The sequence below is a fragment of the Bradyrhizobium sp. 186 genome (assembly GCF_023101685.1).
In the GTDB taxonomy this organism is placed as follows: domain Bacteria; phylum Pseudomonadota; class Alphaproteobacteria; order Rhizobiales; family Xanthobacteraceae; genus Bradyrhizobium.
On sequence record NZ_CP082164.1, the window covers coordinates 2,733,040 to 2,746,691 of the forward strand.

Here is a 13,652-nt window from a genome sequence, read left to right on the forward strand (position 1 = left end):
GCAACTTCCGATCCGGACCGCTTCGATCCACAGACACAGCGCCGCTATCTCACCAGCGCAGGACACGATGCCCAACGATGGCGCCAACGGCCGCCATGATGGCGCAGGCCACTGCGTACCAGATCGCGACAAAAGCCGTGCCGTCATTCCTGCATGCCAGGGTATAGGCCAAAGCCCCGATAGATCCGGAATGCATTCCAAGGACTGCTCCCGCGAAAAGGGGCTGCGTCGGCGCGGCTTTCCGCATGAAGACGAAGGTCAGGATCATATCTGGCAGCGAAAGAAAAAGAATGCGGCCCACGCAGATAGCAACGGCAGTCCTGGTTATCCCCATGATCGGAAACCCGGTTGGATCGAATATGACACCACAAGTCAGAAGAATGACTGCTGGCAATAGGGCGCATATTGCGGTGGCGGATGCGCCGGGCGTCGCGGCGTAGAGCGCCACGACCGACGTCCCCACCACCAGGGCGCCTGCGTAGACAACCTTGAACGCGAACGGCATGCGGACCGCCATATCGGCGAAGTCCTGGCGGATGCCGATGATCGAAAAGAGGAGAAGGAGCGCGAAGGCCAACGACGCGGCACCGGTGACCGCGAAGACGGCCTGGAGGGAAGCGCCCCGCCGCGGCGTGCCGGCCGTGCTCGCAAGGGAATGAATGAGGTCATCGGTGCTCGTCATGCCCGCTCCTTGAGCGTCGTGTGTTCGTCGGAGTAGTGTCCGCAGCCTGCAGAAGACGGTTGATCGCGCGGTGTAGCGTCATCCGGACCACGCCCTCGCTGGTCGCAAGCTCCTGGGCGACGTTGCGGACGGACGCGCCTTCGACCGCAATCGCCCGGACGACCTTGCGTTGGCCAACCGGCAGCACCGCAAAGTGGCGATCCAGCTCCCATATTGAGCGATTGGTCTCGTCGGCCGGCGGGGCAACCATTTCGAGCCAACCGTCAAGAGGCAGATCGACACGCCGCCGCGTGTCATTTCGGCGGTGGCGCACGAAATCGATGAGCTTGTAGCGAGCGATCGTGTGTAACCATGGCAGGAACGGGCGAGCCGGATCCCAGGTGTGCCGCTTGCCGTGCAGGCCTATGAGTATCTCCTGCACCAGATCTTCAGTCTCATGCGCACCGAAGCCCACGCGAATGAGACGCGGGGTAAGCGATCGACGCAGGCCAGTCGCAACTTCCTTGAGCATGCGCTCATATACGACGGCTTCGCCGCGCCGCTCGGCGCGCATGGCCTCTGCCCAGAGCTGCTCTCGCTCTTCCACAGTCATCGATTCGGCTCTCGCTGCTCTTCGCGTGAGAAATTCGGACCACAGCCCCGTGAGCCGGTCGTAAGAGCTGCATTCGTCCGAAGGACGTATCGGAGCGCATTGTGATCCTTTCAAGGAGAAGCGGCGCAAGCGGCCGACGCAGGGCAGTCGCAACTTCTTTGAGCATGCGCTCATATGCGACGGATGATCCTTCCCCTTCACGATGACGTGTTTGCAAGGGGCGCGCGCTTGCCATTTTCATAAGCAAGCTTATCAAAAAGATAAGCAAGCTTATCATAAGCTTACGTAGGAGAAGAACCATGGAGGTCGAATCCCCCACCCTTGGTTTTCTGCTGCACGAAGTCGCGCGGTTGCTCAGGAAAAGGTTTGAGCAGATTTCCCGCGAATCCGGGTTGACGCGATCGCAATGGCAGGCACTGGCCTACCTGGCCCAGAACGAAGGCATCAACCAAAGCGGATTGGCAGAACTCCTCGACATAGAGCCGATCACCCTTTCGCGCATCTTGGACAAGCTAGAGGCCTGCGTACTGATCGAACGACATCCGGATTCGTCCGACCGGCGGGTCCGGATCCTCCGGCTTGCTCCGGCAGCCCGGCCAAAGCTGACGCAGGCGCGCAAGCTCGGCGACATCACCCGCCGCGAGGCGTTGACTGGTCTATCCGAGGCGGACGGTTTGCGCCTGCTGGAGACCCTCAAAGTTCTGAAATTCAACCTCACCGAAGCGTGCGACTTCGGTGGAAAAACAGAAGCGAGCAAGCCATGGGTAGTACCGGCGAAGTAAATCCCAAACGGCACGGTGCCGACGTCGAAAAGGCCATCCTCCATAGTGATCCACCGGGCGCTGAGGACAAGGTCTATCGTTTGACGCGCCATCCGCCGGAGGCGAGGGATGCTCCAGACACTGATGCAGCCGCCGAGCCGACAGCGAAAGAGCGGCCGGATCGTCGCAAATCGTCTGGCGAACCGCAGCACCTGCCTCCGTCGGCCGCCCCGGGAGCACCGAAAAAATCGCGAAAGCGGATTTTGATGTTTGCCCTGTTGCCGGTGGCGCTGATGGTCGGCGGCTATCTCTATGTGACGGGGGGCGCTGTCATGTCGACTGACAACGCCTACGTCCAGGCCGACATGGTCGGATTGTCCACCGACGTTTCCGGGATTGTCACCGACGTGTTCGTTCACGACAACCAGAAGGTTGCGAAGGGCGACGTGCTGTTCAAGCTGGACGACCTGCCATTCCGGCTGGCGCTGGATCGCGCTGAAGCTCAGATCGGAAACACCCGGAACGATCTCGTCGCGCTGCAGGCCAGCTACCGCAACATGCAGAGTCAGGTCGAACAGGCCAAGACTGATGTCGATTTCAACAATGTCAACTTCAAGCGCCAGCAGCAGTTGATCACCAACGACTTCACCCCGCGGGCGACGTTTGACGCGGCCCGCAATACGCTGCAAGCATCGCAGCAGAAGCTGGCCTCGCTGGAAGCGCAACTTGCCGGAATCGCCGCAAACCTGAATAACGATCCGGATGCGCCGATTGAGGATCATCCGCGCTACAAGGATGCGCTGGCCGCGCGCAACGAGGCCGCGCGCCAGCTTTCCCATACCGTTGTCAAAGCACCCTTCGCAGGAATCGTGACCAACGTGCCGTCGTTGCAGCCTGGCCAATATCTCGCCGCACCAGGCTACACCCGGCTTGCCGAGACGTGCTGATCAGACATGGGCAATAGCTGCGTAAGAGTGCAACCAATCGGATTTACTTCGGCCGGACCATGCGCACGACACCAAGTACGCCCTCCCGGGGGGCCTTGATGCGCATGAGCCAAAATGACGGCGCCAGCGATCACATCTTATCATTTTGATACTTACAGCGTTGGAGGCGGCCTCTCCGAATATGGGTTCGTTGTTCCAAGTTGGTCCGTGCCCGTATCAGTGCCTTCCGATGAACCACCCGCGAACGGAATGAGCAATAGTCCGAGCAATGCCACGCAAGCGAGGAGGGCCCAGGCTTCGTTGGCACTGAGCGCGAACGCGGCCTTTTCGACCATGGGACGCAGATAGGCTTCAATCGTGGCATCCGATACCTCCGGAGGGCGGTGGGTAAACAACATCAGGTCAAGCCCGATCGCCTGAGCCGCAGTCACATCGCCCGCAATCAGACGCTCGCGCAGAGCTTCGGCGTGCTCGCCGGTGCGGCCATAAAGGATCGTATCGATCAGCGCGATACCGATTGCGCCCCCAACGTTTCGCATCAGATTGAACAGGCTGCTTGCGTCGGGTACCTGTGATGCGGTCAGCGAACCCAACGCCAGCCTGGTCGGAGGCAGCAGGCAAAACATGATCGCAACGCCGCGCAAAACTTGCGGCCAGAACATTTCCTTGAAGTCGGCGACACGGCTCTCGAATGCACTGCAACCCAGTCCGATCGCGAGCAGACCAAACCCCACCGCCGATAACCAGCGGGGATCAAATCTGCTTTCCAGCGTGCCGGCAATCGGCGCGGTCACCAGCTGCGAAACGCCGGTGACGAGCATAATCGTGCCTATTTCAAATGCGTCATGATGTCGAACATAGGCAAGGAAGACCGGCATGAGATAGACCGAGCCAAACAATCCAACTCCGAGAAAGAAACTCAATGCGCAACCGATCGCAAACGAGCGCGATCTGAATGTCGATAGCTCGACCACCGGATACGCGGCCCCGAGTGTTCGGACGGCGAAGACAGTTGCCGCGGCAGCACTCAGGACGATCAGGATAGAGCAGAATGGAGAAAGCCACCCATGTTGCGGGCCTTCCTTCAGTCCGATCTCCAGGCTTGCAAGCGAAACCGCCAGAAGTGCGAGAGAAGGCACGTCGAGTGTAGTCAGATCAGAAAGCCGAGGCCGCTCGCTCGGGAGCAGCATTGGCGCGGCGAGTGCGGCGATCACGCCGGGGGCGACATTGATCAGAAACAGCCAATGCCAGGACCAAGCTTCGGTAATCCAGCCACCGACCACCGGCCCGATCGTGGGCGCCAGCACGGCCATGATGCCGGCCATTGTGGTGGCAACGGGATGCAAACGGATCGGAAACAGCAGGAAGACAGCGGAAAAAACTGCCGGAATCAACACGCCGCCAGCAAAGCCCTGAAGCGCGCGGAAGCAGACAAGTATCGTAAAACCGCCGCTGAACGCGCAACCGATGGAGGCGAGGGTAAAGAGGCTGATCGCAATAACGAACAGCCATCGCAGCGTCAGAGCGCGCGTAAGCCACCCGGTCAGTGGAATGGCGATGATCTCGGCGATCAGATACGCGGTTTGAATCCAGCTCATCGCCTCTCGCGATATGGCGAGTGTACTCTGGATCGTGGGCAGCGAAGTGGCGACGACCTGAATGTCGAGGATCGCCATGAACATGCCAAGGCACATCAGGACGAAGCCAAGCCACGTAGCCGCACTCGGCTCGGTAACCCGCTCAGTCATGATGCGCCACGCACAATGTCTCACGGGATGCGGCGAGGGCGCGGTTTTCGGCCCGTATGCGGATCGCGAGAACCGCAGCGTTGAGGATGGTGAAGACGACGGCCAGCAGCGGCAGACCTAGAACCAACGGAAGCACGGCGATCTCGCCAGCGACCACGGCATAGTTAGGATGCGACAGAAATCGATAGGGTCCCGCCGACACGAGCGGCTGTCCGGGCAGAACAATAATCCGCGTCGTCCATCGTGAGCCGAGCGTCCGGATTACCCAGAAGCGAAGGCACTGAAGGATAAGGTAGCCGGCCAGGGCAACGACATTCACCGGTTGATCGTGTCCGAACACCCACAGCGACAACAGCCAGGCTGCATGAACCGCGACGATCAGCGGATAATGCCGGGGTGCCGCCTCAACGGCGCCGCCGGCCAGGAGCTTTCGAGTGTTAGAGTGTGAATGGACGAGTTCGCCGGCGCGCTGCAGCGTGACTACGCCGAGGATGAGTTCAGAAAACGTCACGCAGCGTGCCGTAGCGTGACACAGCTCGCGGTGAAGCCGGGTCCGAGCGCCGTCAACAGCGACCGCGCCGGCAGCCCCTTCGCGCGAGCCAGCTCAAGCACAAACAATACCGTGGGTGACGACATGTTGCCAAAGTCGGCGATAGTCTGCCGTTCATGGGAAAGCGTTCCTTGGTCGAGCGCGAGCGCGCCTTCCAATGCATCTATAACCTTCGCGCCGCCGGGATGGCAGATGAACCGGTCAATGTCTTCCATCGAAAGGCGCATGCTGGAGAGAATTTCCGTCACGGCGGAGTTGAGATGCGTCGTGACGAAGTCAGGTATAGTGCGGCGAAAGATGACGCCGAATCCTTCCGGGTCGACATTCCATCCCATGATGCCAAGCGTATTCGGCCAAAGGTGTTCGCCGGCAGCCTCGATCTGCGTCGCGCCGCCATCGCCCGCGCGCAGCACGATTGCAGCAGCGCCGTCGCCGAACAGGCTCACGGCCACAATGTTAGCCTTGGTAAGTTCGTCCAGGCGAAGTGCAAGAGAGCAGAGCTCGATCGTGACCAGCAGCACGTTGGCGCCTGGCCGAGCCTGGGCGAGGCGCGACGCAATCGATAGACCCGAAACCCCGCCCGCACAGCCGAGACCAAACACCGGTACACGCATTACGTCGGACCGGAAACCCATCCGGCGGGCGACGCGCGCTTCGAGACTTGGTGTTGCGATTCCCGTTGAAGAGACGGTCACGACAGATTCGATATCGCCGCCAGTAAGTTGTGCGCTCACAAGCGCCTTCTCGGCGACGTCGACAAATAGCGCTTCAGCTCCTTCGAGAAAGGCCTCGGTGCGTTCCGGCCAGCCTCGTCGTTCGAGATACCAGTCGAATGGCTTGACGCCGTGACGCTTAACGATTCCGGTATTCGAAAAGATGCTTGAGAACCGTTCGAATTCAGGAAAGCGGGCGCCGAAGACATCCCAGGCTGCCGTCAGAACGTCCTTTTGCAAAAGCACGTGGGGAGGCACCGACGTTGCAAGGGAGACCAGGGCAGCCTTGGGCATCGAGGATCTTCGCGCTTCTGTCATCAGCATAAGAAACATCGGCGCGGTGCAAATATTTCGACGCTTGCAAGAAATGATCTAGCCGGACAGGTCACTAAAACTTGAATGGCGCTACGACTTCCCAGGTTTCGACTGCGACATGCAGAGCATGTTGTTCTGGTTGCGCTAGGATTTGTGACGTGCGGCAGCTCATGACCGAGCTCCGTCGTAAGCGCGCCGCATCGCCGGCAAATTGTGCACCTCTACGCAAGATATCTCGCACCCAACCACTAGCCTTCATGGCTGTACTGATCGTACAGCTTGGCAGCGTTGTCCCAGCGGATTGCCTCCATATAGATGTCGACATAGCGCGCCGCCGCCGCACCATAGTCCATGTGATAGGCGTGCTCGTACATGTCGAGCACCAGCACCGGACGACCGCCGGCCAGTGTCGTGGTGTGGTCCGCCGCCCATTGGTTCACAAGGCGCTTGTCGCGTGGCGAGTAGGACAGGATCACCCAGCCAGAACCGCCGCCTTCTGCCTTGCCCATCGCGACAAATTCCGCGCGCCAGCGCTCGAGGCTACCGAAATCACGGGTGATAGCCTCCGCCAGCGCGCCGCTTGCGCCGGCACCACCACCGAGTCCGTCGAAATATATCTCGTGCAGGATCATCGAGTTCGCGGCGATCAACTCTTCGCGCTTCAGGCCGTTGACTATGAAATTCGGCGCCTTGGTGAAATCGAGCTCGGCCAGCTGCGCGCCGATCGCGTTGAGGCGCTTTACGGCGCCAACGTAGTTATTCTCATAATGGCTTACGAGAACCTTCTCCGAGATGCCCTTGATCGACTTCGGGTCGAGTGACAGGGGTTTTGCTTGATATGGCATCGTTCTGGCTCCGTTCGGTTGGTTAGTTTGGGCGAATGCAGGGCTCGCCGCCAGCGTTGCTGCTGATGCGGCGGCAGCAACGAGTCCCGCTCCCTGAATGAAGCTTCGGCGTTCAGTTGTGATGGTCATGGGATTTTCCTTGGGTTGACGGCCCCCGAAAGGTGCGCGCGGTTGGCTAGTTCATTGCGGACTCATGGCAAGGGTGCGATCTCGATCTGGTCAAAATGAGTGACGCTGTGGTCTTTGGTCCAGAGTGCGATGCGTCTCGCCTGGGATAGAGTCTTATCGAACCCGGTGAACGCCCAAATCCCGTCGACGGTTCGCGCCATTGTTCGACGTGATCCGGCGAGCGATGAAACGCATCGGCCACAAGCGTTTCGGGACTGGCAAAGTCTGCGTCGCGGCGCACGTCGACGATGATCGGCGCCGCTTCGGAGCCGAGTCCCGCGTAGAGCACATCTGGTGAAATGGAAGTTTTACGGTCGTCCATGCGCAAATCTCCTCGACAAGTCGAGTGTTGCGCAGCGCTTGGACCGTAGTCTCAAGGGGAGACTGCATTTTCCCCTTCGCATTTAGTAATTTGGCGACGAGGCAAAAGCAAGAGCAACGACCACCGACAACCGATTGGATTCGGGGCGCTCGTGGCTATTTTCAGCAACAAACTCGCGTACTCAAAGGCATTCGGATGGGGGCATCACAGATTCGTGCGGGTATTAGGCGGTACGTTCGTGCGGAAACTTGTTGTGAGCGGTCCGGAACATTCACGGCCCCAGGCGACTTAGAGCGGCTGCTTTGCTCGGAACACTATAACCGCCGGAACAAACTCAAATCAGGGCCGACGAGACCATCACCGTATGTCTCGGGACATCTCGCCCGTGCTGTATGTGGCCCACCGCCGCCTCATCGCACTGAAGAACGTTAGGGGCCACAATCGGGCCGCGACAGGTAGATCGACCGCACAGGCCTGCGGGCTTCCGCGCGAGAGCGCCCAAGCCCGCAGACGATCGCACTGTCATCGATACCGACTTTCTTAGTCGATCGCCCTAAATGCAATCACCATCGGCGTGCGACGGTTCAACCGCACACTTGGACGGGGCGCAGGCGCCAACCATGTGTGGTATGGAGACGTCGTTGAACCACATGGCAGCTGCCGTTGTCATAGTACCCATCGTTGTAGGCATACGGATAAGAGCCATACGGGTCATCGTAAGCGTAGTCGTCATAGTAACCGTATGGGAAGAAGCCGAATCGAAAGCGGCGCTCGAAGTCGCGATCGCGGATTCCACGACCATCACGATCGTGGAATCCGCCGCCACGGAAACCACCATCCCGGAAGCCACCGGCAATCCCGGTACGGAAGCCGCCGCCCTCGAAGCCGCCACCGCGGAAGCCGCCGGCAAAGCCGCCACCACCAAAGCCACCGTGGCCACCGCTCATGCCGCCACCTCCGTGGCCGCCACCACCGCCACCACCGCCGGCACCGCCACGCGCCAACGCCATGGTCGGCATAGCCAGGCCAACGGACGCGACCGCCAATAACGCTATAACTTTCCTGCGCATCATAACCATTCTCCGTCAGAGATGTCGCTCCCAACCACGACGCCCCTTGCAGGTGACACTCGTTCTGCAAAATCGCCACTGACCTAGCGAGTCCCGTCGCTCAACTCTGCGCGACCCACGCATCATTAAATCTAAAGTTAGGAAGGAGTTGTGCGGGGCTGCACGCGGCGCGTTCAAACGATTCCACCGTTGCAGATGTAACTTGATTCGGAGTGTCCTTGCAGAAAGCAGCTGCTCAAAACACCTTTCGAACCTGAACAAAACTGAGAAGCGGTGATGCGCCTAGACAGTTGTTCTGATCTCTCTACACCGGAAGGGCGGCGCACGCTAACTCACTCATCGTGAATCCGCATCACGCAGCACTGATAGTGAAATCCGTGTCACGCACGACTGACTCGTGAAGCACTTGTTTCTCGCACCACACAAAAAGAAATAGGGCGTCTAAGCCGGGCTCACTCCTCAACCCAGTGCCAAGGTCAAACATGCCAAATAGAGGTCAAACATGTCGAAACAGGTTCGTGACCACCTAGCCACCCTTCGCGCAGGGCTGCTGGACCACCCCATCTACGCGGAAGTCGCTTCCGTCGAGGATCTGAGGCGATTCATGGAAGATCATGTTTTCGCCGTCTGGGATTTCATGTCGCTGCTGAAGCGGCTGCAGCAAGACCTGACGTGCACGAAAGTACCGTGGTTCCCTGCGGACAATGCACGAGCTGCGCGCTTGATCAATGACATCGTGATTGGCGAGGAGACAGATATCGATCCGGACGGCTCCTATGTCAGTCACCTCGATCTCTATCTCCGCGCCATGGCGGACGTCGGTGCCAGCACCCACCAATTCGAAGCATTCCGCTCACTGGCGCGAGTCGGCACGTCGGTCGAAGGCGGATTGGTGCGGACCGGTGTGCCACCTCATGTCCGATCCTTTGTCGCGCATACGATGACACTGGCTCAGTCGGGGTCGACGGAAGAGGTCGTCGCGGCGTTTTTCTATGGCCGCGAGGACATCATCCCCGAGATGTTCAGCAGGCTGCAGAAAACGCTCCCTGGTATGAAGCACGACAAGGCTCGCTTGCGTCATTTTATCTACTACATCGAGCGGCATATCGAGCTTGATGGTGACAGTCATGGCCCAATGGGAAGGGAACTGCTTGACAAGCTGGTCGCGGACTCTCCGCAAAAGAACGAAAGCGCTCTGCGCGCTGCATGCAACAGCATCCAAGCCCGGATCGAACTTTGGAACGGCACGTTAAGCACACTTCGCGCCGCGTAAAGGCTTCGTCCGAAATGTAAGCCGCCGAACGACCGACGGAGTCCGAGGATTGGGAGGCGCAAGCTAGGAACGCAAGAAGCAGACCCGCCGCCCCCCTTGGGCGGCGTGGTCGTTCCTGCGGACCCCAGGTTAAAGCTCGATCACCGGCGTTAGTCTGTCCGGTCATTTGCATTGTCGTTCGTTGTAAGAGCGATCGTTGCACGCGGGATAGGACAACTTTTGCCTCACGATCAGCGGCGGTTGACCGCTGTCGCTCTCGGCTTCAGCGTGGCGTGGTGCTTTTCAACACAGAGTTCGCACTTTCGAAAGACGTTACGGTCATTCGGTCTGCAAAAGTGTGGACGCCGATCAAACGGTGTCTCTGGCGCGTTGTCGGAGCGCATGGCGATCTCGTCGGTCGGACCATAATCTGATAGGCTAGAGCCTTGGGATCCGTCGTCGCGACGAGTTGCCGATTGATCTGCTGCACGGCTTGCGGCTGCTGTACGGCATCATAAGTGGCCGGTTGCAGCCGCTGTGCCACTTCCTCGATCGCATTATCGAGCTTTTCATTGATCTCGAATATCGTGAGCATGCCTGCGGTGACGCTGCCCAGCAGCCACAGTCCCGCCGTCGACGTGCATAAGAGCCAAATCAGCCGTGAAACCAGATTCCTGCCTGCCACGTCCCAGTCTATCAAGCGATAACCTAGACCGCGTATCGTGCGGATGAAATCCCGCGCGAGCTTGCGGCGAATGCGGCTGACATAAACCTCGATGGTGTTGCTCTCGATTTCCTCGCCGAACGCGTACAGCGCATCCTCGATCTGCTCTTTCGACACCGTCGATTGCCGTCGTCGCCCCAGCACTTCAGTCACGGCCCACTCCTGCGCTTAGTTCGATCGGTCGCCCGTCCAGCTGCGCCACCTTCGATTCCCACTCCAGCTCTACCGGACCGACCTGAACGACCGACACTGCCTTGCCGAAATATCGGCGGCTGACGGCCTCCAAACGTGCATTCACTTCGTCGAGGTCGCAAGGCTTGACGATGTAATCGTCGGCGCCCGTCTTAAGCCCCTCGATCCGGTCGCTGACCAAATCGCGCGCGGTGAGGATGACGACCGGCAGCGCATCACCGCGGCGACGAAGTTTGTGCAAGAAATCGAGGCCGCGACCATCGGGCAGATGCAAATCAAGCAGCAGCGCGTCATACGATACTGTGCGCACAGCGTGCTCCGACGGCTCAAGCCTTTCGAGCCAATCGACCGCGTGTCCTGCCGCGCGAACATGCTCCTGCGCAGCCGATCCGAGATGTGGTTCGTCGCCCCAGAGCGAAACGGGCATCAAGCGGCTGGCGAGCAACAACGCACCGATCCGCCAGCGAGACCCCGAGGCGGGCGGCCCTCGGCGTAGGTGTCGACGGCCGAGCGTAAGCCTGTCGACGGTCGCGCGAGGCTACTGCTGCTTCTCCCAAAACGACAGCAAGCCTTGGGACGTGGCGCCGCCGATCACGCAGGGAACGCCGACCGCGACTTGTCCGAGTGCGGCGGCGGACACGCAGCCAAGGGCCAGCGCGCCGACCCCGACCTGGCCCCAGAAATCGAGGTTGCGGCGAGCATCCGAGCCCTTCGTCTTCAGCTCCTCGACTGCGGCCATGGCATCCCGTCGCAAGGCGCTGAGCTGAACAGTGTCTGCTGCCTGGACGACCTCCGTTAGTGGGCCCTTCACCGGTTCAGGCCGCAGCGCCAGTTCGCCACGAAGGAAGTCCCGCAAGCCGTTGTCGCGCACGGCATAGCTTGCGAGCGTGTAGCGCGCCATGCTGCCGACCGTCAGCTTGTCGAGCGTGTCGCGGCTTTTCGCCCACGGCAGCATTTGCACGATCCTCATGATCGGTACGTGAGAGCCGGTCGCGAAATAATAGCCCCAGAGGGTATCGAGCAAGTCCTGATTGGTGGCGAAGGTTACCTTTGTGTCGAGCTTCGGGTCTTCTTTCTTGAATGGATTGCGGCCGAAGGAACTGCGTAGCTTGTCGAGCATGCCCGGCTTTGGCACCTCGAGTGGAATCTCCGACAGCGTCGGCAGCGTGCCATTGAGATAGCCATCGATCATAACCCGCTGTTGCGGCATTTTCGGCTGCACCCGCCGCAGCAGCTCGCGCCAGTCGGGCAGTCCCGAATAGGCGATCGCCCGCACGATGACCCATTCGTCCTCTGGCGGCACCGGATAGAGGCTATTCACCAGTTGCTCAGCCTTCTGAGGATTCGACGCGATCGCACCTGCAAAGAAAGCCGAGATAGATCCCTGCGGTTTCGGGCTCCTTGAAGGTTTGCGTGTGAAAGAGGACGCGAACGGCGGCTGGAACATGGGCGTAGTCCGGCCTGGCGCGGTAGTTGTAAATCCATTGCTGCACGACCCCGAGCGACGCGCGGGGAGCGACCGCGGCGGCGCGTGCCGACCCAATCAGAGCGAGCAGTGTGAAGATAAGAGTTGCAAGACGCATCCGATGCTCCATCGCACTCGCGACGGCGTGCCTCGCAAGAGGTTCCGCGCTTGTGGCTACGGGGCATTTGAAGCAGCGATAGGACGAATCTTGGGAAAGCGCGCCCTCGAGGCGTCGAAATTGTGACGACTGTCATTTTCGTCCGCAACTGACCTCGTCTGCGACATGTTTTTGCCCAGCGCGGGTATTCGATGCTGCTTCCGAGCTGCGAGGCAGGTGTGAGAGAAATTGTTAGTGGAGAGGGCCGGCGACGCAGTGCGGCAGCGCTGGTCCCTATTGTGCTTGTGGTCTATCGCGCGGGCTCTTGCTGCAAATGCTCCGACCGGGATCATCGTCGAAGGTAACCGGCGCGTCGACGCAGCGACGGTGCAATCCTATTTCCATTCCGCTGCCGATGGTCGCTACGACGCCGCCTCGCTCGACGCCGCGCTGAAAGGGTTGATAGGCACAGGATTCTTCGACCACGTGAGGATCGATCGCGCCGGCGACGGCATTGTCGTGCGCTTGACCGAAGCGAGGCTGATTGGCCGCGTCGCGTTCGAGGGCAACAAGAAGGTCAAGGATCAGGATCTAACCAACCTCGTCCAGTCGAAATCGCGCGAGCCGCTCCAACGCGCGACGGTGCAGGCAGACGCAGGCCGCATCATGGAGCTTTACAGGCACGTTGGTCGCGGCGACGTCAAGGTTGTGCCGGAGACGATCGCGCGCGGTGACGATACGGTTGACCTTGTCTTCACGATCACTGAATGCAATAAAACCACGGTGCGGCAGATCAATTTCGTCGGCAATCACGCGTTCGGCCGACGCCAGTTGGCCGCTGTCATCAATACGTCCGCGACGAATGTATTGAGCTTTCTCACCCATGCGGACATCTACGACCCTGGCCGGGTTGAGCACGACCGCGAGTTGCTTCGGAAGTACTACCGCAACCATGGCTATGCCGACGCCGGCGTGGCCGAGGCGCGCGCCGAATATGATCCGGTCAACCGGGGCTTTGAGCTGACCTTCGTCATCGACGAGGGCGAATCCTATCGCTTCGGCAATATCGATCTGGAGTCCCATGTTGCTGGGATTGATCCTGAGCGGCTGCGTGCCTGGACTACAGCGCGTTCCGGTGCGCCCTTCGATACCAGCTTGCTCGACAAAAGTTGCGAAGCGCTGGCGCTGGAGATGGAAAGGCTCGGTTTT

At 59.9% G+C, this 13,652-nt stretch carries 13 protein-coding genes and 2 pseudogenes; 5 read left to right on the forward strand and 10 right to left on the reverse strand.

The features are described from left to right. Positions 1 to 49: 49 nt before the first annotated feature. Both IVB18_RS12810 and IVB18_RS12815 read right to left on the reverse strand, forming a co-directional pair. Positions 50 to 682, reverse strand: a complete 633-nt coding sequence (locus tag IVB18_RS12810; RefSeq protein WP_247989483.1) for a DUF1109 domain-containing protein — start codon at positions 680 to 682, stop codon at positions 50 to 52. Continuing rightward, on the reverse strand, positions 666 to 1,235 hold the full coding sequence (locus IVB18_RS12815; RefSeq protein WP_247989484.1) for a sigma-70 family RNA polymerase sigma factor: 570 nt from the start codon (positions 1,233 to 1,235) through the stop codon (positions 666 to 668). The genes IVB18_RS12810 and IVB18_RS12815 overlap by 17 nt, the downstream gene beginning before the upstream one ends. A gap of 338 nt (positions 1,236 to 1,573) precedes the next feature. Here IVB18_RS12815 and IVB18_RS12820 point away from each other — a divergent pair, with 338 nt between their 5' ends. Both IVB18_RS12820 and IVB18_RS12825 read left to right on the forward strand, forming a co-directional pair. After that, complete coding sequence (locus IVB18_RS12820) at positions 1,574 to 2,056, forward strand: MarR family winged helix-turn-helix transcriptional regulator (RefSeq protein ID WP_247989485.1); 483 nt, start codon at positions 1,574 to 1,576, stop codon at positions 2,054 to 2,056. Further along, positions 2,035 to 2,982 (forward strand): HlyD family secretion protein, encoded by a 948-nt coding sequence (locus IVB18_RS12825; RefSeq protein ID WP_247989486.1) that lies wholly within the window; start codon positions 2,035 to 2,037, stop codon positions 2,980 to 2,982. The genes IVB18_RS12820 and IVB18_RS12825 overlap by 22 nt, the downstream gene beginning before the upstream one ends. Positions 2,983 to 3,134: 152 nt before the next feature. Here IVB18_RS12825 and IVB18_RS12830 read toward each other — a convergent pair whose 3' ends face one another. The 5 genes from IVB18_RS12830 to IVB18_RS12850 all read right to left on the reverse strand — a co-directional run bounded on the left by IVB18_RS12830 (position 3,135) and on the right by IVB18_RS12850 (position 7,643). Beyond that, entirely contained in the window at positions 3,135 to 4,730 is a 1,596-nt protein-coding gene (locus IVB18_RS12830; protein ID WP_247989487.1) for a DHA2 family efflux MFS transporter permease subunit, read from the reverse strand. Beyond that, positions 4,723 to 5,241: an isoprenylcysteine carboxylmethyltransferase family protein gene (locus IVB18_RS12835; RefSeq protein ID WP_247989488.1), complete on the reverse strand. Its 519-nt coding sequence runs from the start codon at positions 5,239 to 5,241 to the stop codon at positions 4,723 to 4,725. The genes IVB18_RS12830 and IVB18_RS12835 overlap by 8 nt, the downstream gene beginning before the upstream one ends. After that, entirely contained in the window at positions 5,238 to 6,287 is a 1,050-nt protein-coding gene (locus tag IVB18_RS12840; protein WP_247989489.1) for a 3-oxoacyl-[acyl-carrier-protein] synthase III C-terminal domain-containing protein, read from the reverse strand. Before IVB18_RS12840 ends, IVB18_RS12835 begins: the two co-directional genes overlap by 4 nt. A gap of 269 nt (positions 6,288 to 6,556) precedes the next feature. Further along, on the reverse strand, positions 6,557 to 7,153 hold the full coding sequence (locus IVB18_RS12845; protein ID WP_247991623.1) for a Fe-Mn family superoxide dismutase: 597 nt from the start codon (positions 7,151 to 7,153) through the stop codon (positions 6,557 to 6,559). Positions 7,154 to 7,328: 175 nt separating this feature from the next. Continuing rightward, a complete protein-coding gene (locus tag IVB18_RS12850) occupies positions 7,329 to 7,643 on the reverse strand; it encodes a hypothetical protein (RefSeq protein ID WP_247989490.1) in 315 nt (104 codons plus the stop codon). Positions 7,644 to 8,284: 641 nt separating this feature from the next. On the opposite strand from IVB18_RS12850, the gene IVB18_RS51905 reads away from it, so the two are divergent. Then, on the forward strand, positions 8,285 to 8,692 hold the full coding sequence (locus tag IVB18_RS51905; RefSeq protein ID WP_346732625.1) for a hypothetical protein: 408 nt from the start codon (positions 8,285 to 8,287) through the stop codon (positions 8,690 to 8,692). 523 nt (positions 8,693 to 9,215) lie between these two features. Further along, positions 9,216 to 9,986: a DUF3050 domain-containing protein gene (locus IVB18_RS12860; protein ID WP_247989492.1), complete on the forward strand. Its 771-nt coding sequence runs from the start codon at positions 9,216 to 9,218 to the stop codon at positions 9,984 to 9,986. Between the two features lie 676 nt (positions 9,987 to 10,662). Here the strand turns inward: IVB18_RS12860 and IVB18_RS12865 are convergent. The 3 genes and pseudogenes from IVB18_RS12865 to IVB18_RS12875 form a co-directional block, all read right to left on the reverse strand. Beyond that, a pseudogene (locus IVB18_RS12865) lies at positions 10,663 to 11,308 on the reverse strand (response regulator transcription factor); the annotation flags it as partial. 111 nt (positions 11,309 to 11,419) lie between these two features. Next, on the reverse strand, positions 11,420 to 12,202 hold the full coding sequence (locus IVB18_RS12870) for a hypothetical protein (protein ID WP_247989493.1): 783 nt from the start codon (positions 12,200 to 12,202) through the stop codon (positions 11,420 to 11,422). A gap of 7 nt (positions 12,203 to 12,209) precedes the next feature. Then, positions 12,210 to 12,464: a hypothetical protein gene (locus IVB18_RS12875; protein ID WP_247989494.1), complete on the reverse strand. Its 255-nt coding sequence runs from the start codon at positions 12,462 to 12,464 to the stop codon at positions 12,210 to 12,212. A 498-nt stretch (positions 12,465 to 12,962) separates the two neighbouring features. Here IVB18_RS12875 and IVB18_RS12880 point away from each other — a divergent pair. After that, positions 12,963 to 13,427 (forward strand): annotated as a pseudogene (locus tag IVB18_RS12880) (POTRA domain-containing protein); the annotation flags it as partial. Between the last annotated feature and the right edge of the window lie 225 nt (positions 13,428 to 13,652).